This is a genomic window from Saprospira grandis DSM 2844 (genome assembly GCF_000275825.1).
Taxonomy (GTDB): Bacteria; Bacteroidota; Bacteroidia; order Chitinophagales; family Saprospiraceae; genus Saprospira; species Saprospira grandis_A.
Map to the genome: position 1 here is coordinate 3,956,238 of NZ_JH719942.1, position 18,538 is coordinate 3,974,775.

Genomic DNA, 18,538 nt, shown 5'->3' on the forward strand with positions numbered 1-18,538 from the left:
TGAGTAGGTCTGGTTGCTAGCTGGGTAGGTCGGGCTGCTAGCTGAGTAGGTCTGGTTGCTAGCTGGGTAGGTCTAGCTGCTAAATAAGGTCATTTTTTATTTTGTTGCCTCAATATGATTTTTAACAACGGCTTAACAATTTGGCCAATCATCGCCTAGGGCCAAGGCCCTAGGCTAATGGTAAAGTTACCCCCTCCTTGGAGGGGGCTTTTTTGTGCTTCGGTTAATCGTTGTTGTAGGGAATAGCCATAACGGCAGAGAAAAAGCGAACAAGGACTTTAGTCCGTCAGTTCGCTCAGTCAACAACCCTGGGCTTCAGCCCAGGGCGGTAAGAATAGAAGTTGTTGAACAAGCTTAAGGGTGTAGTGAGCGTATTTTCCCATGGGCTGAAGCCCATGGTTGCGGGTCTATGCAAAGAGCGGGCTAAAGCTGTAGGTTAAAACCTACAGCCAATTAACGAATGCATTTTAATATAAAATGGAGGGTTGAAACCCTCCATAGATAAACAGCTTCTGGGCTGTGTAAATCATAAATGCGGCTGTTATGATGTCCGTTAAAAGTATGAGGGTTTCAACCCTCGTACATATATCATTGCGAAGCAATACCGCTGTTGTATGGCTGTAGGTTTCAACCTACATGCCCAGATAGCAGGCGGCGCAGCCGCCGCAGGCCTAGCGATGCGGCGGGGTGGCCGTCAGGCCAGACCGAGCCAGCGAAGCTGGCGAAGGGCCGAGCGAATAGCGAGCCCCAAAGCGTAGCGCCGCAAGGCGAAGCCGCAGCGGAGGCCCCAAAAGAGATGAAGAAGGATATTTTTAATTTTATGTTCAGATAGGATGGATAGTTTTCTGTTAATCTTGGGGAAATAATTATTTTGCTCCTCATACACATTTAAATAAAAGACAAATCTTATGCAGATAAAATCGGGACAGTATGCTTTTTTAGAGAAAGAGCTTATAGAAATATTGGAGATACAAAATATAGGGAGTTATGTGCGTTTGGAGTACACCTCTTTAACCAACAACCAGCAAGCTAGTCGGGTTTTGCCTTTGAGTGATGCTGCGGCTCTAGAAAGTTTTGATAAGCATTCTTTTGGGGCTGACCATCGTTTTTTCAAGTTATATGTAGAGGCGCGGCGTTTAGCCTCTGCTTATCGATTTGATCCTTTATTTGCGGTAAACTGTAGTGTAGTTGACCCTTTGCCTCATCAGTTGGAGGCGGTATATAAGTATTTATTGCCTCAGCCACAGATTCGATTTTTGTTGGCGGATGATACAGGAGCGGGTAAAACGATTATGGCGGGTTTGCTGCTTAAGGAGATGATGATGCGAAAGCTATGTGATCGGGTGTTGATTATTACGCCTGGGGGCTTGACCAAACAGTGGCAGGAGGATGAATTGCAGCTTAAGTTTAACTTGCAGTTTCAGTTATTGGATCGCATGAGTTATAATTCGAATCCGAATATCTTTATGGATAGTAAATGTTTGGTGACCTCTATAGATTTCATTTCTCAGGATGACATTCGAGAGCAGGCTAGTCAGCATCATTGGGATATGATCATATTTGATGAGGCACATAAGTTATCGGCATATGAGTATGGTCGTCGGACGTATCGGTCTAGGCGATATCGTTTGGCGGAGTGTTTAGCCAGTCGGTCGGAGCATTTATTACTACTCACTGCCACACCTCATCGGGGGCGGAAAGACACATTTAGAAAGCTCTTACAGTTATTGGATGCTGATATTTTTGTTTCTGATGAGTTGACCAAGCAAAGAGTACAGGAAGAGACAGATGGAGTAAATAAATTTTTTATTCGGAGGTTGAAAGAAGAGATGAAAGACTGGGATGGTCAGCCTTTATATAAGGATCGTTATACCCAGACGGTGAGTTATAGTTTGAGCAAGGCGGAAAAAGAATTATATGATGCTGTTACGCATTATTTAGTCCGGCAGAAAGAGGAAGCTTCTGCGAATAGGAATATTCATGTGGCCTTGGCGCTTTCTGTGATGCAGCGTCGTTTGGTTAGTTCTATTTATGCGATCAAGAAAACCTTAGAAAAGCGGTATTTAAATTTAAAGTACTTGGTGGATGTTTTGGCTAAGCAGCCGGAGCTTTGGAACAAAAAGTACAAATTGGAGAACTATGATTTGGGGAGTATAGATGACTATGATGATTTGGAAGATAATGAGCGTGCTCTACTGGAAGATATTGCTAATGACCCGAAGAAGTTAAGGTTATTTACTACTGCTCCGGATATGAAGAGTTTGCGCAAGGAGGCAGCAGAAGTTCAGGTTTTGTTTAATATGGCCAACGATCTCTTTTCTGCTAGAACAGAAGAGAGTAAGTATAAGCAGCTGAAGGCTTTACTGGAAGAGAAGCATGTTATTGAAGGGCGGAAGTTAGTTTTATTTACAGAGCATAAAGACACCTTAGATTATTTGTACGAACGTCTGAGCAAAGAAGGAGGTGGTGGATATAATGTGGTGACTATTCATGGGGGGAAGTCTGTGGATGAAAGAAGGCGGGCTCAGTTGGAGTTTAGGAAGGCGGATACCCCTATTTTAATTGCTACAGATGCTGCTGGGGAGGGGATCAACCTACAGTTTTGTAGTTTATTGATCAACTGGGATATTCCTTGGAACCCGAATCGTCTGGAGCAGCGCATGGGCCGCATTCATCGCTATGGGCAAAAAGAGGATGTCTTGGTGGTTAATATGGTAGCGAGTAACAGTAGAGAAGGAAAGGTGCTGGGGCGTTTGTTAGAGAAGTTAGATAGTATTCGCCAGAGCATTGGTGATGACCGGGTGTATGATGTTATTCAGGATGTTTTTGAGGAGGCTAAGCTAGCGGATATTATTGCGGCCACTTTAGACGGGGAGGAAAATGATTTCACAGACTTGCTCAAAGATGAGAAAGAGCCTCAACTTAAGTTAAAGTTTGAGGAGAAGATCAAGGAGCAAAAAGAGCAGCTAAAGCACTCTTTAATCAATTACAAGCAGGCTGCTGCATTAAAAGATGCTTCTGATGAGCAACGTTTGCAACCTCTTTACATTCAGCATTTTTTTGAGTCGGGTTTGGCTGCTTTGGGCGGGAAGCTAGAGCAGTTGAAGAATAATATTTATAAGTTGACTGATCTGCCTAAGTCTTTGTCTAAGGTATTGAGGGAGCGGCATAAGCGGAACCCAGAAGCTTATCTTAAAAAGCGCTATTGTTTTGACAAGAGTATTTTTTTAGCGGAGCGGGAGATTCGTTTAGGAAAAGGGGAAGAGCTTGATTATCTCAATCCTGGACATATTCTTTATGATGCCTTATTAGCTTTATTATTGGAGAAGGGCTTGGCGCATGCCATTAAAGGTTGTGTTTTAGTTGATCCTCAGGCAGAGCATCCTCGGCTCTATCATTTTGTGAGCAGTCAGGTGGTGAATAATTTGCCTAGCCGAGGGGGCGATCAGTTGGTTGATGAGGAGCTATACCTATTTTATCAGGATGAGGATGGGAAATGGCAGCGTTCTTCTGCGGCGAAGTTATTAGACTGTATGCCAGTTGGTAAAACTGCGTTTCCTGAGGATATCCCCACTATAAAGGAGAGTGATATTTTGACTGCTTGTTTTGAGGAGTATACTCTTCCGCAAGTCGAGAAGGTAGAAAAGCATATTGGTGAAGATATGCGTAATCGCAAGGCTTATTTAAAGGCTTCTTTTCAGGAGGCAGAGTATGAGCTTTTATTTAAGTTAAATGACTGTCAGTCTAAACTTTTGGATGGAAACAAACAGGCCATCCAAAAATATGATGATTTGCAGAAGGAAATGAAGCAATTGGAGGAACGTAAAACTCAGCGTTTAGAACGCTTAGATGAATTAGCTAAAATTCTTCCTCAGTATCCTCAGCTATTGGCTACGGCCTATCTTTTACCTTTGACTGCTAGTGATGACCCCAAGGGATTTCAGATGCGAAGTTCTAAGTCGGTTGAGAATTGCGCTATGCAGTTGGTCATAAAAGCAGAAGAAGCTGCAGGTAGAAAGGCAGAGGATGTATCTATGCAGAATTTGGGCTATGATATCCGAAGTATTGATGAAGAAGGGCAGATGCGTTGTATCGAGGTTAAGGGGCGAGCTACAGAAGACGGCATTATGCTGAGTGAAAATGAAAAGCGTCGTCTTGCACATTTGGGCGCTAAGGCTTGGCTGTATATTGTAGTCAACTGCAGCCCTGCTGCCACAGCAGAGCCTGAGATTTATCGCTTTCAAGATCCCTGTCGATTGCTGCAGTTTGAGAAGCGGGTGAAAAATGTACAATATTATTTGCCCTTGGCTAACTGGAAGGCTAAGCTCTAATCCATTCCCCATTGGGTCAGTGGAAATATAGGCTCAGGCAAAACATTCTAAGAAAAAGCCTTATTTTAGGCCCCTCAAAAAGATATCCTATATACATGTCAACAGAAGCAAAAAAGTTAATAGAAGTGGCTCTGCCCATCAAAGAGATTTCGGCAGAGAGCGTTCGCGATAAATCTATACGTCATGGGCATATTAGTACGCTGCACCTTTGGTGGGCGCGTCGGCCTTTGCCCGTATCTAGGGCTATTGTATTTGCTAGCCTAATGCCTGATCCTTTAGACCCAGCTTGCCCTTCTGCTTTTGTAGATGCGCTTGAAGATCAATTGGGGCGAGCAAAGAACCTTGGCGATCCCTATGCTCCCTATGAGGATATTCCTTATACGGCAGCCATAGATAAAATGCCCGATAATTTGCGCAACCGATTGATGATGTTTATTGCTAAGTTTTCTCCTCAGTTTATCAAAAATGAAAAAGAGGGAAAATCCACAGCGGCTAAATATAAGCTCTCTGATTATAGCCTAATCAAATGGGACAATAAGAACAATCCCGATATTTTGAAGAAAGCCCGCTGCCTCATCTTTATTGCTCATCAGGCTGCTATACAAAAGGAGGCTAGCTATAAGGAACTACTAGAGGAGTTTGAGGAGCTTTATCAAGCGTTGAATGATAAGGAGCGAGCCTATTATGATCTTTTGGACCGTCATCTGCCAAGCCCCAAACAACAGCAGGCCCTAAAGGAGCAAGAAACAGCCCTCAGTCAGTTTTTGGCTAAAATGCCTAAGGTGTTTGACCCTTTTGCAGGAGGGGGCGCTATTCCCTTAGAAGCGGCCCGTTTGGGTTGCCAGAGTTATGGGAATGATATCAACCCCGTAGCCCATATTATTCAAAAGGCTAGCCTAGAGTTTCCGCAAAAGTATGGGAAACGAATGCGCTATTCTTTGAGCGAGTTTGAACAACGCTATGGCGAGTCGGGATTGGCAAAAGCCAAAGCAGAAGGTTTGCTCTTTGGCGAAGAGGTCGAACTGCCCAATCGACTCAGTTTTGATGTTCGCTTTTTTGCCGAAAAAATGTTGGCTCAAGCCGAAGCGAAAATTGGACAGTATTATCCCGCTAATGAAGAAGGCCAAAAGCCTATTGCCTATTATTGGGCTCGAACAGCGCGCTGCTCTAACCCTAGCTGCGGAGCAGAGGTCCCCCTTTTGCGACAGTTTTACCTGAGCCGAAAGAAAGGGAAAATGATCTATCTGCAGCCCATTATTCAGGATAAAGATATACAGTTCGAAATTAAGGAAGGCAGTTGTCAGTTGGAGGGCTGGATGGAAAGAGCAAACCTTTCTTGCCCCTGCTGTGGGGCCGTAACGCCCAATAAACAGCTAAAGCTACAGTTTAAAGAAAGAGGAATAAAAGAACGCCTCATTGCGGTTATTGACCAGGGCGCGCAGGGTAAGGCTTACCGTTTGGCAGAGAAAAGAGATTTGGATGTTTGGAGCTACTTACCTAAAGACATAGAGCGTCCTTTGGAATCTATGGAAATAGGTAATGAGCTTGTTTAAATTTTTTAGTCAGCAGCTAGACTAAGGCAAAAAAAAATGCTGCAAAGCGCTTATTATTGTTGATTACGACAAAAACAAAAAAAGGCTTTGCAACATGGTTGTGAATTTATCAAAAGAATTTATTACGGAAAAAATATTAGCATTTTTTCCCGAAAAAAAATTGGCTCGAAAAACCAAAGCGCCTCTGTGGCAAATTGTTAAAGCGATAATTTATAGGCTTAAAACAGGTTGTCAGTGGAGAGAATTACCGATACAATCTTTTTTTGACGAAGTTCTAATTTGCTGGCAAAACAGTATATTACTACTTCAATAGCTGGTCCGAGTCTGGTATTTGGCAAAAAGTGTGGATCCAATTTCTAGCCCATGAAAAATCTTGTTTAGATTTATCTAGTATACAGCTTGACGGAAGTCATACCCCAGCGAAAAGAGGGGGCGAAGCTGTGGGTTATCAGGGCCGAAAAAAGTCCAAAACCACAAATGCTCTCTTTCTCACAGATAAAAATGGGCTGCCAATCGCTATGTCTCCGCCTTTTGCGGGAAACCATAATGATTTGTTTGAAATCGAGAGTCATTTCCAAAAAATGCTTGCCGATCTGCAGCTTTCAGACATCTCTCCTGATGGTTTATTTATGAATGCTGATGCAGGGTTTGATAGCAAAAAACTTAGAGAAAACTGCCAAAAAATGGGCATTATCCCTAATATTGACCACAACAAAAGAAATAGAAAAAAAGCTTATTATCAAGATATTATAGATGAGGAACTTTACAAAGAACGCTTTTCTGTTGAGCGAACTAACGCATGGATTGACGCATTCAAAATTTTACTCATTCGTTTTGAAAGAAAAGCCGACAACTGGGCGAGTCTACACTATTTAGCCTTTATACTTATTTTCCTAAAACGAAATTTTTAAACAAACTCAATAATAGAAACTTTAATAGCCCTGGCTGGGGAATTGATAAATATGGGCAGATGTTCAACCAGCGGCAGTTATTGGCCTTGCAAACAATAACCGAGGAGCTGAAAGCTGTACAGCAGGAAGTAGAGAAGCATTTTGGGGCAGATTATGCCAAGGCCGTGAGTACTTATTTGGGCGTTTTGTTGGATCGAATTGCAGTAGCGAGTACTTCTTTTGGTATATGGCACAGTGGAAAAGAAAATCTAGAACGTCCTTTTGGCCGACAAGCCTTACCTATGGTTTTTGACTACCCTGAATCTCATATATTTAGTCATTCTTCAGGCAGCGCATATAATCAGTTAGATTGGTTGACTCGCTATATAGAATCAGAGTCAGATTATCCTTTTGCTGTTGGACTCAAGAATGCGTCTTCTGGTGATAAGGATCAATTTCCTGCTAAGTTTTTGGATGTGGTGGTAACGGATCCGCCTTATTATGATGCCATTGCCTATGCGGATTTATCGGATTTCTTTTATGTTTGGCTCAAGCGTTCTTTGGGGGGCTTATATCCAGAAAACTTTTCTACTCCTTTAACGCCCAAGAGTCAGGAATGCACTGCGCTTAAGCACCATCATGATAATGATAAAAACCTGGCAAAGCAGCATTTTGAAAACAAGCTTAGTGAAATCTTTGCGGCCATAGAGAAGCAGACCAAGTCGATCGTGAGTATTATGTTTGCGCATCAGAGCACAGATGCTTGGACAACCCTTTGTAATTCTATATTGCAGGCCAAGATGAACATTACGGGTTCTTGGCCCATGGATAGTGAATTGCAAGGGGCGTTAAAGACAACCAAGTCCTATTTAGCCTCCTCTGTAACGGTTTCGGCTCGGCCTCAGCGGCAGCAGCCTTTTGGGGACTATGGGACGGTCAAGGAGAATGTTGAGCGGACTGTTCGGGCGGAGGTAGATTTGCTTTATCATTTAGGTTTTCGGGGGGCGGATTTGCTGACGGCTTGTTTTGGCAAGGCGGTACAGGAGTTTGGTCAGTATCGGACGGTAGAGAAGGCCAATGGAGATTTGGTAGAAGTAGCTGAGTTATTGAGCATGGCCAAGGATGCGGCCTTTAATGCTTTACTACAAGGGTTTAAGGGCGATGACTACAGTAAATTTTACATTGCTTGGTTGCAGTTATATGGTTTTGGGCGGACTAAATTTGATGATGTGGCTAAATTCAGTCGGGTAGGCTCTAGTTTGAATGTTCAGGAGTTACTACAGCAGGGCATCTTATTAAAGGAGAGCAATGAACTATATCTAGCTAATTATGCTGAGCGGATAGAGGCGCAGCCCAAGTTGGGGCGGAACAAGCAAACACCTATTATAGACAAGGTGCATCAGGGCATGCACTTATATAAGTCTGGAGCTAGGGGGGAGTTATTGCGTTTCTTGAGTAAGCAAGCTGCTGAAGCCGAGGATCCTTTTTGGCGGGTCATGGCTGCTTTATTGGAGTTATTACCCAAGGGAATGGAGGACAGTAAGCAGGCGGAGGGGCTGTTAGCGAACAAAGAAAACCTATTAAAAGAAGCGCAGCAGATGCCTAAGTTAGGGCAGCAGAACGAGTTATTTTAGCGGAGCGCACTAAACAACAAAAACAATGATGAAACAGATTAACAAAGGGCAGCGGGATCATTTATTTTCGGCGATGACAGAGTTTCTGCATGCCATTCGGGTCTATATAGTAGATCGGATGGAGCGCAGTTATGCGGATCGTTGGTTAATGGAATATGGGGCGAGTTTATACGAGAGTCATCAGGAGAAGATCATTGAGCAACTGCGTGCAGGGGCGACCCAGGCATCGGTAATAGATTTCCCGCATTTAAAATCTTGGAGTTTACGTCAGAAAGAATTGTTATCGGAAGACTTTGGGCGGATGACGCCAAAGCTACCGACCTATTTTTCTGACATCTGTGATCTGCGTAATGATTTGGCTCATTTTTCAGATATTGATGAGAATGCGTATCAGGAGGGCTACTTAAACATGATAAAGATCATGCAAGCCTTAAAGAAGGAGGAAGTAGTTCTTAAGTTGGAAGCCTTGCGTAAGGCGGGAGATGAGGAATCTGAGAAAGAGGCAGAAGATGAAGCCGTGGTACTGCAAGTGGTAGAAAAGCAGAAGCGCGAGCATGGCGAGCGTTTAGCTATTCGTCCTTGGTTTGGGAATTGCCAACCCCATTTAGATATTCGGCAAGGGCGTTTGGATGAGAGCGTATTTGCGGCCAACCTTACAGAGGTGGCTACGGCGGAGGGGCGTTCTAGTTATATTGACAGTCAAGAATTTTTTGCTAAGACCTATTTTACGGCGGGTTTAAAAAGCATTGCTCGTCGGGTATTAAATAGTTTGAATGGAAAAGACTCTGGCGAGAACCGGGTAATATCATTGCAGACAGGCTTTGGTGGAGGAAAGACACATAGTTTGATTTCTCTATATCATTTGTGTAAGGAGGGAAATAGTTTAAACAGCCGCAGAGACAGTAACTTACAGGAGTTATTGAAGGCGACAGGTCCTATTGACTTTTCTTCGGCCAAGGTGGCTGTATTTACGAATACGACAAATGATCCAGCGAATGGTCGTCTTGTTCGGGATGATGAGGGGGAGTTGCAGATACAGACTATTTGGGGGGAATTGGCTTATCAGTTAGGTGGGCGTTCGGCTTATGAGATTGTAAAAAAGAATGATGAGCAGCGTTCTGCGCCTGCTGGGCGATTTCAGCAGGTTTTGGCGATGGTCCAGCCGGCTTTAATTTTAATTGATGAGTTGGCGGATTATTGTGTCAAGGCCTCTGCGATAAAGGTAGGGAGTAGTAATTTAAGTGATCAGACCGTATCCTTTATGCAAGAGCTCACCGAGGCTGTTTCAGCAACAGCTCGGACGGCTGCGGTGATCACTTTGCCGGCTTCTGTACAAGAAGTGGGGAACACACCGCAGGCACAGAATATTTTAGGAAGTTTAGAGAAGCGTGTAAGTCGGGTAGGGGCAGACAGTAAGCCTGTAGCAGATGAGGAGATTTACGAGGTATTGCGTCGTCGTTTATTTGAGCAAGTTGACTTAGAAGAGGCGGAAAAGGTGGCGGATCGTTACCTACAGTTTTATCAAGATAACTGGACGGAGTTGCCGGAGATTGCTGTAAAACAGAGTTATCGCAAAAAGATCATTAAGGCTTATCCTTTTCATCCGGAGTTGATAGATATTTTCCGTAATCGTTGGGCTAGTCATCATGACTTTCAGCGGACGCGAGGTGCTTTACGTTTGTTGGCGGCCATTATTAGCGATTTATGGAAACGGAGAAGAAACTTGTTTGGTCCGCAATACTTAATTCATCCTAGTCAGGTAAACTTTGAGAACTTAGATGCCTTGTCTAGTCAGCTCAAGCGATTGTATGGAAATGGTTATGATGCTGTAATTTCATCTGATGTAGCGGGTTCTGCTTCTAATGCGTTTCGGATTGATGAGGAAAAGCCTGAGTATGGGCAGTATGATTTGACCCAGGGTTTGGGGAGTATCATTTTGATGAATTCATTTGGGGCGGATAGTACTAGAAGAGGGCTTTCACTCAAAGAAATTAAGTTGCAATTACTGGGGCCTGCCGGACCTAACCATAATAGTGTTAATGGGGCTTTGTATGCTTTAGAGGGGCGTGCTCATCATTTGTATCATACGGAGCAAGGTACAGAGGGGAAGCGCTATTGGTTTCATACGCAGCCTAATATTAACATTTTAATCAACCAGTTTCAGGCTGCAATAAAGAAGGAGGCCATAGAGCAGGAGTTGATGGAGCGTTTGCGTCTGTTATCTAGGGGGACACTACCATTTCGTTTGATTGTGGACCCTCAGGAGGCCTTACCTGAGCAAAATAAGTTTACTTTGGTGATTATGCCGCCCAGAGACATTGCTCAGAATAATAAATTATCTAAGGCTGCAGAAGAAAAGCTGCGTCAGATTGTTGGGAAAAAGGGGCAAGCAGATCGAATTTATCGAAATACCTTATTATTTCTTTTTGCGAATCCATCTGTTTTAGGAACGGTAGAGTCGGCTATTGCCTTGTACCTAGCTTCTAAGCAAACAGAGCGAGAGTATAAGAATTTGGATAAGGGGCAAATGGAGGACTTGCGCAGACGTAAGCAAGAGGCCAATGATAAAATAGAGCGTAATCTTCCTGGTTTGTACAACTACTTAGTAAAGTACAGCATGAAAGATGGGGCAAAATTTCTTCTTTTACAGGAAGATGCCTTTAGCTTGAAACAGTTATTGGAGCATAAAATTATTGATCGCTTAAAAGAGGAGCAGTGGCTGTTAGATAGTTTAGGGCGCTCTCTTTTGAGTAAGCACAATCTTTGGCCTACAGAAGGCAATGCAATCTCTGTTCAGATGATTTATGAGGCCTTTTTGCGTTATGATGACAAACCTTTGATTACAGGCCCAGAGGCTATCAGTCAGGCTATTCAGACCTTTTTACATCGATCTTATTGTGCTCTAGCAGAAGGAGCTTCGCCCAAGGTATTGGAGCAGTTTTATGAAGATAGTCTACCCTTTGGTTTTCAGGCAGAGGAAGAACAATTCTACCTGATTGATTTAACCGACCTTCCTGAGGAAGAAGTAGAAGAAGCTGCCCCTGACACAAAAAGAGAGGAAATTGTAGAAGAGCGTTCGACTCCAGAAGAACTTAGCGTTCAAAAAGTAGATGAGGAGCTTAAATATACAGCATTCCAAACAACAGGTCAAGTGGGCCCCAAGGAGTATACTAAGCTCTTTGATTACTTTATTCGCCCCTTCTTAAGGGAGGGAGATGAAATATCTATTGATTTGAGCTTTAATATTAAGACAGGAACTTCTTTTGATGAAAAAGACGAGCGCTATCAGCGGGCAAAAGAAGCTGCTAAACAGTTAGGATTTGATATTCGGCTAAAACCATAGTGCGGATTCATTAGAATAACATTTTGTTTAAGTGCTAAAAGAGATTAGTCTTTTAGCACTTTTTTAGTTAGTATTTAATGCATTAGTAAGGAATGCCTCCGTTTAGCAGCCGCAGGCTGTAGGTTTCAACCTACAGGCCCATATAGCAGGCGGCGAAGTAGAGGGGAATATAGGATTTGGGGCCCGCGGCCAGCAAGCTGGCCGCCGCTATGCTGCGGGGCTCACAGGTCTGTTCGGCCCTTCAGGCTTCACTTCGTTTCGCCTTCGGTCTGGCCTGACGGCCACCCACTCCGCAGCGCTGGGCCGTTTGGCCTTCGGCCATGGCGGCAAAGCCGCCATCTTCAGCCTAAAGGCCGAAGGCCAAACGGCAAAGAAAAAGCGAACAAGGACTTTAGTCCGTCAGTTCGCTCAGTCAACAACCCTGGGCTTCAGCCCAGGGCAGTAAGAATAGAAGTTGTTAAACAAGCTTAAGGGTCTAGTGAGCGTATTTTCCCATGGGCTGAAGCCCAGGGTTGTGGGGCTATGCAAACTGGCGGGCTAAAGCCCTTGTTTGCTATAAATGATATGGGCCGATGGTTTTAACCGTCGGCTCATTTTATTGGGCTTAGTATGGCCTCTTTTGTTGCTGTAGGTTTCAACCTACAGGTATATATATTCATCCTACAGGCCCGAAGGGCCGCAGGCCTAGCGATGCGGCGGGGTGGCCGTCAGGCCAGACCGAGCCAGCTTGCTGGCGAAGGGCCGAGCAGACCTGCGAGCCCCAAAGCGTAGCGCCTGCCGCAGGCAGGAGGCCCCAAAACAGCAGCCTCAAAACATATTTTAAATCACTTATTCGTTCTAGCTCTTTTTTTTTGCGAACTTTGCGCCAAACACATATTAAAAATAGAGCATGATGGATTTTGCGGCGCGCAAGCAAGCGCTAATCGATTTGGGGCAATTGTTGGCCTCTGAATATGGGCAGGGAGAAATGCGGAAACATTTCCCGCTGGCGTATCGACAAAATGGTTGGTTCCGGGCAGAGGATAGCCAAAAAGCCTTGGATGCCCTGATCAATAACTATTTGGCCGAGGAGGAACTCAACGCCTTTTTGGCCAATTATCAGCCAGAAGATTATCCCATTAGTAAGCCTGTGGGGCTGGTGCTGGCCGGCAATATTCCCATGGTGGGCATCAAAGATATTTTGCTCTGCTTTTTGGCGGGACATAAGGCCCAGATTAAGTATTCTTCTAAGGATGCGGTGCTCATTCCCGCCCTTTTGGCCCTCTGGAAACAGCAGCAGCCCGCCGTTGAACCCTATTTTGAGGTGGTGGACCAGCTCAAGAATTTTGATGCCGTAATTGCTACCGGTAGCGATAATTCGGCCCGCTATTTTGAACATTATTTTAGCAAAAAACCCCATATTATCCGCAAAAACCGCAAGTCTGTAGCGGTTTTATCTGGAGAAGAAACAGAGGAGGAAATCCTGGCCCTAGGTCGCGATATCTTTGATTATTTTGGCCTGGGCTGCCGCTCTGTAGCCAAAGTTTATCTGCCCAAAGGCTTCAATTTTGAGCTTTTTATGCAAAGATTAGAGGCCTTTACGCCCCTAGAACACCATAGCAAATACCGCAATAATTACGACTATAACCGCTCTTTGTACCTGCTCAATGGCCAAGAACATTATGTCAATGCGGTCCTTGCCCTTTTGCCCCTGCCCGCCCTAGAATCTAGAATCGCTAGCCTGCATTATGAGTTTTATACCGATTTGGCAGAGCTAGAACAGCAGCTAGCCAAAGAAGAAGACAAAATTCAGGTTTTAGTCAATCAAAGACTCAAAATAGCACGGCCAAGCGTAAAATTTGGGCAGGCTCAACAGCCCAAATGGAGCAATTTTGCCGACGGAAAAGATACCCTAGCCTTTTTGCTAGACCTATAATTTTATTTGATAAAAAGGTCCCTTGACTGTTTCTCAAAAGGGCCAAAAAGGAGATGCAATATGCTTGTATACCTCAGTAGAAAAGAAAGTTTTAATGCCGCTCACCAACTTTGGGTGCCTAGCTGGAGCGATAAGAAAAATTTTGAAATCTTTGGAAAATGCGCCAACAAAAACTTTCATGGCCATAATTATGAGCTTTGGGTTACCCTCAAGGGAAAACCCGATCCCGTTACCGGATTTCTTATGGATGCCAAGGTGCTGGCCAAACTTATGCGCGAAAAAGTAACCGATATTCTGGACCACTCCAATATGAATATGGACCCCAATTTTCTGCCCGAAGGCGTGCTGCCCACTACCGAAAATCTAGTCTATTATATCTGGCAAGAGTTGGCGCCCTTCCTACCCGAAAACTGCCAACTGCATTGCGTGAAATTACAAGAAACACCCAAAATTTATTGCGAGTACTTCGGAGAATAAACCGCTTTAAATCAGTATCATATAACCAGTTTGTCTGTAAAGATGAACTGGTTTTTTTGTTTTTGGGGCCTCCGCATCCCTTTGGTCGTCGGCGCTACGTTTACTCCCTTCGGTCATCGAACTGGCGCCCCTATAGGGGCTGGTTGTCGCAGCTCGCAGGTCTGCTCGGCCCTGCGCTTCGGTGCTATGCACCTTCGGTTACTCCCTTTGGTCGTTGAACTGCGCCCTAAAGGGCTTGTTCTGGTCTGCGGCTGCGCCGCACTGCTACAGATCGCTAGGCCAGTCGCTTCGCTCCTTTGCGGCGGCTGTGCCGCCTGCTATCTGGGCCTGTAGGTGGAAACCTACAGCCAGACAACGGTTGGTATTGCTTCGCAATGATATATGTCTGAGGGTTGAAACCCTCAGGAATTTAACTTTTCGGCCCTCTTTAAAAAAAGAAAATCTTTAGTCGTAACCTTTGGACCAAAAAGAGATTAAGACAACAAATGTGCAGCTGGATGCCTTTTTCCAAAACAAAATTCCAATCCATTATGAGAAATATTCTTTTTGTTCTCCTAGCCAGCCTGAGTTTCTCCGCTTTTGCTCAAAATTTTGAGCAGTCCGTTTACTTTGAGTCAGGCCAAGCCCAATTGACGAAAAAAGCAAAAGCAAAATTAGAACAGCTCTTGGCCCAAAGCCAAGAATATCCCGATCTTGTTTTGGACCTCAAAGGCTTTTGCGATGAAGTGGGTAGCCTAAGCTATAATGAAGAGCTCGCCCGAAGAAGAGCCCAAGCCGTGGCCGAATATCTAGAAGCAAAAGGCTTGGAAACCGCTAGCTTTTCGCTAACGGCAAAAGGAGAGCTCTCTAAAGGCGACTGGGCCAAAAACCGAAGAGTGGAGGTCCGTTTGCAGGTCTTCCAACCCAAAAACTGGGAAGAGTTCTATAGCTTTATGGACCAGCGCATGAAACAAGAGTTTTGGATCAACCCCAATAAAGATACCCTGATCTTTGGCGCCAATGGCAGCCAGTTGTTTATTCCCGCAGGCAGCTTTGTTCGGCCCAATGGCCAAGCTATAGTAGATGATAAAGTAAAAATTGAGCTGCGAGAAGCCCTCAGCCTAAACGATATGTGGATGCAGAATCTACAAACTGTGGCCCCCGGCCATGAGCTGATCGAAACCGGCGGCATGGTCAATATTCAGGCCCAAAACCTGAATAATGAGACGCTGCAACTGGCCTCTAAGGCAAGTCTTAACCTTCGCCTTCCCTCCAATCAGCCCCTAAATGAAGGCATGCAGGTCTTTTATGCCGATCGAGATATTAGCCAAACAACAGAGGATATTGTCTGGGAAGCCTCTGGGACCAAAGTGAAGAGCTTTAACTTTGAGAAAGATCCGCCCACTTTTAAATTTAATTTGCTAAATCTAGACTCTATTCGCATTATTGCAGAGCCCCCCATGCCTAAAATTGAGCATCTTTTGTCTATGCCCAAAAAGCCTGGCCTTCTTGCGCCCCAAGAATATATGGAGCTACCTCTAGTAGATGAAAAGGCCATCCGTAGCGAAAACCCCAAAAAGCGCTTTGAAAGCGACAAAAAACATGAGGCTCGCATTGCCCAACTGCTCAAAAAGGCCAAAGAGCGCCGCCAACGTTTTGAGAAAATCAATGCGGGCAGAGCTAAGAGCTATGCGCAGGCCCAAAAACGCCAGCAACAGGCCTTGGCCCAATATGAAATTAACTTGGCCGCTTATCAGGCCCAACAAGATAGCCTTGCTCTCTTAATCAATCTGGCCAAAAATAAACCGAATGAAATTAACCAATGGCTGCTGGACTTTAAATGGTCGGCCACATTTAACGAAAGTCTAGTAGGCCTAATTGGCAATACCAAGCAGCTGCAACGCTATCAAGCCTACCTAAAGGAAGAATGCCAGCAACTGGGCTTTGAGGAAGAGCTGCAAACCCTTTTGCAAATTGAAGAAGAAGCGAAACAACCCGCTATCTTTTTGCAATTGGCTACATCGCTAAAGAAGTGTATTCGGACCAATTATACCTTTAATCGCAATCATAAACTCAATGAGTTGCGGGAGAAAGTTATGCAGGATCTTTGGGCCATCCAAGATCAAGAAGAAGAAGAAGAGGTGCAGCTAGTATTGGCCCTAAATACTAGTGAAACCCTAAATGGCGTCTACCGACATGCGCATTTGCTCAATAAAATGATTGCTAACTACAATGATGTTCTTTCTGTTACTGGCTTTAATCAACAGACGACTAAAGTGCAAAAAACAGTGGAGCAACTAGATGAAATTTACCAGAAAGTCATTGCCGCAAAAATAGAAAGAGGGCAGATCTCTCCCAATTTTCAGCGCCGATATATCCTCAATAGTATGCAAGTTAACCGCTTAGGCTGGATTAACTGCGACCGTTTCCTCAAACTAAAGGAAGAAGAGAAAATGCTGGCCCAACTTAAGGTGGAGCAAGGGCCTAAAGAAGGAAGTAGTGAGAAAGTAAGTACCACCTTTAGTGAAACCCTTGGGGTCATGCAGATGCACTATAGTCAAGGAGCAAAAAGCTATCAAACGCCAGGATATGTAGACCGCAGCCAAAAAATGAAGATTACCGCTTTGCGCTTTAAAGAAGGTGGGGGTTTAGAACTGGCCCAACTGAGCGCCTTCCCAGATGATCTAGCCCAGAAAAAACTGAATTATCGGCCCATTAGCTTCTATGAACTCCGACAGCTAAAGCCTTAATAAATTAACCTTCACTAGCTATTTTAAGCCCTCTACGGAGGGCTTTTTTATGGCCCCAGCTCAACTTTTTTCTATTTTTAGCCTTTAATAGATGTACCTACAAGAATTAAAAATAGTGATGAAGAAAATGAAATTTTACCCCTTGCCCCAAGCGGGTCCTTGGCCTGCGCAAGATCCCTTTATATTTTGTGCTTATCATGAAGACGACTATCCAAAAGGAGAGGCCAATTTGGGTCCTGCAAAGACTAGCCTAAGAGGGCGACAAATGGGCAGCGATTTTAATCCCGCTTCCAATTGGCGGATGTATCATGGCCAAGAGATTCCGGGTTTTCCCTATCATCCTCATCGGGGATTTGAGACCTTAACGATTGTCGAAAAGGGCTGGGTGGACCATACCGACTCTCATGGTGGAGCGGGTCGATATAGCGCTGGCGATCTACAATGGCTAACGGCAGGCCGTGGGCTATTGCATTCAGAAATGTTTCCCTTAGTTGAGCAAGAAAAAGAGAACCCGCTCCGCTTGTTTCAGATTTGGCTCAATTTGCCGAGCAAGCAAAAGATGGTAGACCCGCAGTATAAAATGTTTTGGTCGCATCAGTTAGTAGAGAAAGAAGAGCAGGGGGCTCGTTTTCGGCTTTGGGCAGGGCAGTTTGGGCCTTATAAAGCGCCGGAGCCGCCAGCGGCTTCTTGGGCCAGCCAAAAGTCTAGGGACTTTATGGTCCTAAGAATAGATTTGGAGGCTGGAGCTAAATTTACAATCCCTAAAGCGAGCTCTACAGAAAGTTGGGGCCGCTTATACCTCTATGAGGGAGGCGATATTCAGGCAAATGGACAAAAAATGCCCCTTCGACATTATATGAGTTGGTTGGCCCAAGAAGAGTTGGAGTTGGTGGCTGGCCCTGGGGGGGCTAAACTCTTATACTTGCAAGCGCCTCCTATAGAGGAGCCTGTTTGGCAAAGAGGACCTTTTGTGATGGACTCTTCAGAGCGTCTGCAAGAAGCCTTCAAAGATTATCGAGCAGGGAAGTTTGGAAAATGGCCTTGGCCCGAAGACGAACACCATTTTGGTCCCAAAAAAGAACGCTTTGCCCGTCATGCCGACGGCAGAGAAGAACGATTGGACTAAGCAAAAGGGCCGAAGGCCCCTCGAAGTGGTTGAATAAGCTGAACAATTATAGCGGCTGGGCAGTTTTCGGTCCTTAGAAGTAGAAAAAGCGAACAAGGACTTTAGTCCGTCAGTTCGCTCAGTCAATAACCCTGGGCTTCAGCCCAGGGCGGTAAAGATAGCCGCTTATTAGTCCCACAACTTTTTCTTGGGAGTTTAGAGGAGGTGAAAGGTTTTTTTGTGGCTGGGTAGTTTTGGGGGCCATGGGCTGAAGCCCATGGTTGTGGGGCTATGCAAACTGGCGGGCTAAAGCCCTTGTTTGCTGATGGAGCCTAGTGGAACAGAAAATCCCCTCGAATGAGGGGATGACGATTTTTTAGCTAGTCTAGGGCCATGCTCATATAAAGGATGTCCAAAAGTTCAATTCATGAGGGTTTCAACCCACAGGTATATATCCATCCTACAGGCCCGAAGGGCCGCAGGCCTAGGGATGGAAAAGGGGGCGGCGCAGCCGCAGACCAAAGGCTTTTGAAGCGAAGCGAAAAGCCTGCAGGGCCGAGC

General features: G+C 44.8%; 8 protein-coding genes and 1 pseudogene. All 9 read left to right on the forward strand.

The window, feature by feature from the left end; all coding sequences use genetic code 11:
- Positions 1–908: 908 nt before the first annotated feature.
- The 9 genes and pseudogenes from SAPGRDRAFT_RS17590 to SAPGRDRAFT_RS17635 all read left to right on the forward strand — a co-directional run bounded on the left by SAPGRDRAFT_RS17590 (position 909) and on the right by SAPGRDRAFT_RS17635 (position 17,998).
- Complete coding sequence (locus tag SAPGRDRAFT_RS17590) at positions 909–4,331, forward strand: helicase-related protein (RefSeq protein WP_002660717.1); 3,423 nt, start codon at positions 909–911, stop codon at positions 4,329–4,331.
- Positions 4,332–4,426: 95 nt separating this feature from the next.
- On the forward strand, positions 4,427–5,884 hold the full coding sequence (locus SAPGRDRAFT_RS17595; RefSeq protein ID WP_037350935.1) for a DUF1156 domain-containing protein: 1,458 nt from the start codon (positions 4,427–4,429) through the stop codon (positions 5,882–5,884).
- 94 nt (positions 5,885–5,978) lie between these two features.
- Positions 5,979–6,795, forward strand: a pseudogene (locus SAPGRDRAFT_RS17600) (IS5 family transposase).
- A 59-nt stretch (positions 6,796–6,854) separates the two neighbouring features.
- Entirely contained in the window at positions 6,855–8,408 is a 1,554-nt protein-coding gene (locus tag SAPGRDRAFT_RS17605) for a DUF1156 domain-containing protein (RefSeq protein ID WP_051018639.1), read from the forward strand.
- A gap of 25 nt (positions 8,409–8,433) precedes the next feature.
- A complete protein-coding gene (locus tag SAPGRDRAFT_RS17610; protein WP_051018640.1) occupies positions 8,434–11,751 on the forward strand; it encodes an ATP-binding protein in 3,318 nt (1,105 codons plus the stop codon).
- 889 nt (positions 11,752–12,640) lie between these two features.
- Positions 12,641–13,666 carry an acyl-CoA reductase gene (locus SAPGRDRAFT_RS17620; protein ID WP_253271365.1) on the forward strand — a complete coding sequence of 342 codons (1,026 nt, stop codon included), beginning with the start codon at positions 12,641–12,643 and terminating at the stop codon, positions 13,664–13,666.
- A gap of 60 nt (positions 13,667–13,726) precedes the next feature.
- Positions 13,727–14,143, forward strand: a complete 417-nt coding sequence (locus SAPGRDRAFT_RS17625) for a 6-pyruvoyl trahydropterin synthase family protein (RefSeq protein ID WP_002660724.1) — start codon at positions 13,727–13,729, stop codon at positions 14,141–14,143.
- A gap of 530 nt (positions 14,144–14,673) precedes the next feature.
- Positions 14,674–16,872, forward strand: a complete 2,199-nt coding sequence (locus tag SAPGRDRAFT_RS17630; RefSeq protein WP_002660726.1) for an OmpA family protein — start codon at positions 14,674–14,676, stop codon at positions 16,870–16,872.
- A 118-nt stretch (positions 16,873–16,990) separates the two neighbouring features.
- A complete protein-coding gene (locus SAPGRDRAFT_RS17635) occupies positions 16,991–17,998 on the forward strand; it encodes a pirin family protein (RefSeq protein WP_002660728.1) in 1,008 nt (335 codons plus the stop codon).
- Positions 17,999–18,538 lie beyond the last annotated feature (540 nt).

What these genes read in the sequence shown, in the direction of transcription:
- SAPGRDRAFT_RS17625 (WP_002660724.1), top strand. Translation starts at nt 13,727, where the DNA reads ATGCTTGTATACCTCAGTAGAAAAGAAAGTTTTAATGCCGCTCACCAA.
- SAPGRDRAFT_RS17630 (WP_002660726.1), top strand. Translation starts at nt 14,674, where the DNA reads ATGAGAAATATTCTTTTTGTTCTCCTAGCCAGCCTGAGTTTCTCCGCT.
- SAPGRDRAFT_RS17610 (WP_051018640.1), top strand. Translation starts at nt 8,434, where the DNA reads ATGATGAAACAGATTAACAAAGGGCAGCGGGATCATTTATTTTCGGCG.
- SAPGRDRAFT_RS17595 (WP_037350935.1), top strand. Translation starts at nt 4,427, where the DNA reads ATGTCAACAGAAGCAAAAAAGTTAATAGAAGTGGCTCTGCCCATCAAA.
- SAPGRDRAFT_RS17590 (WP_002660717.1), top strand. Translation starts at nt 909, where the DNA reads ATGCAGATAAAATCGGGACAGTATGCTTTTTTAGAGAAAGAGCTTATA.
- SAPGRDRAFT_RS17605 (WP_051018639.1), top strand. Translation starts at nt 6,855, where the DNA reads ATGTTCAACCAGCGGCAGTTATTGGCCTTGCAAACAATAACCGAGGAG.
- SAPGRDRAFT_RS17635 (WP_002660728.1), top strand. Translation starts at nt 16,991, where the DNA reads ATGAAGAAAATGAAATTTTACCCCTTGCCCCAAGCGGGTCCTTGGCCT.
- SAPGRDRAFT_RS17620 (WP_253271365.1), top strand. Translation starts at nt 12,641, where the DNA reads ATGATGGATTTTGCGGCGCGCAAGCAAGCGCTAATCGATTTGGGGCAA.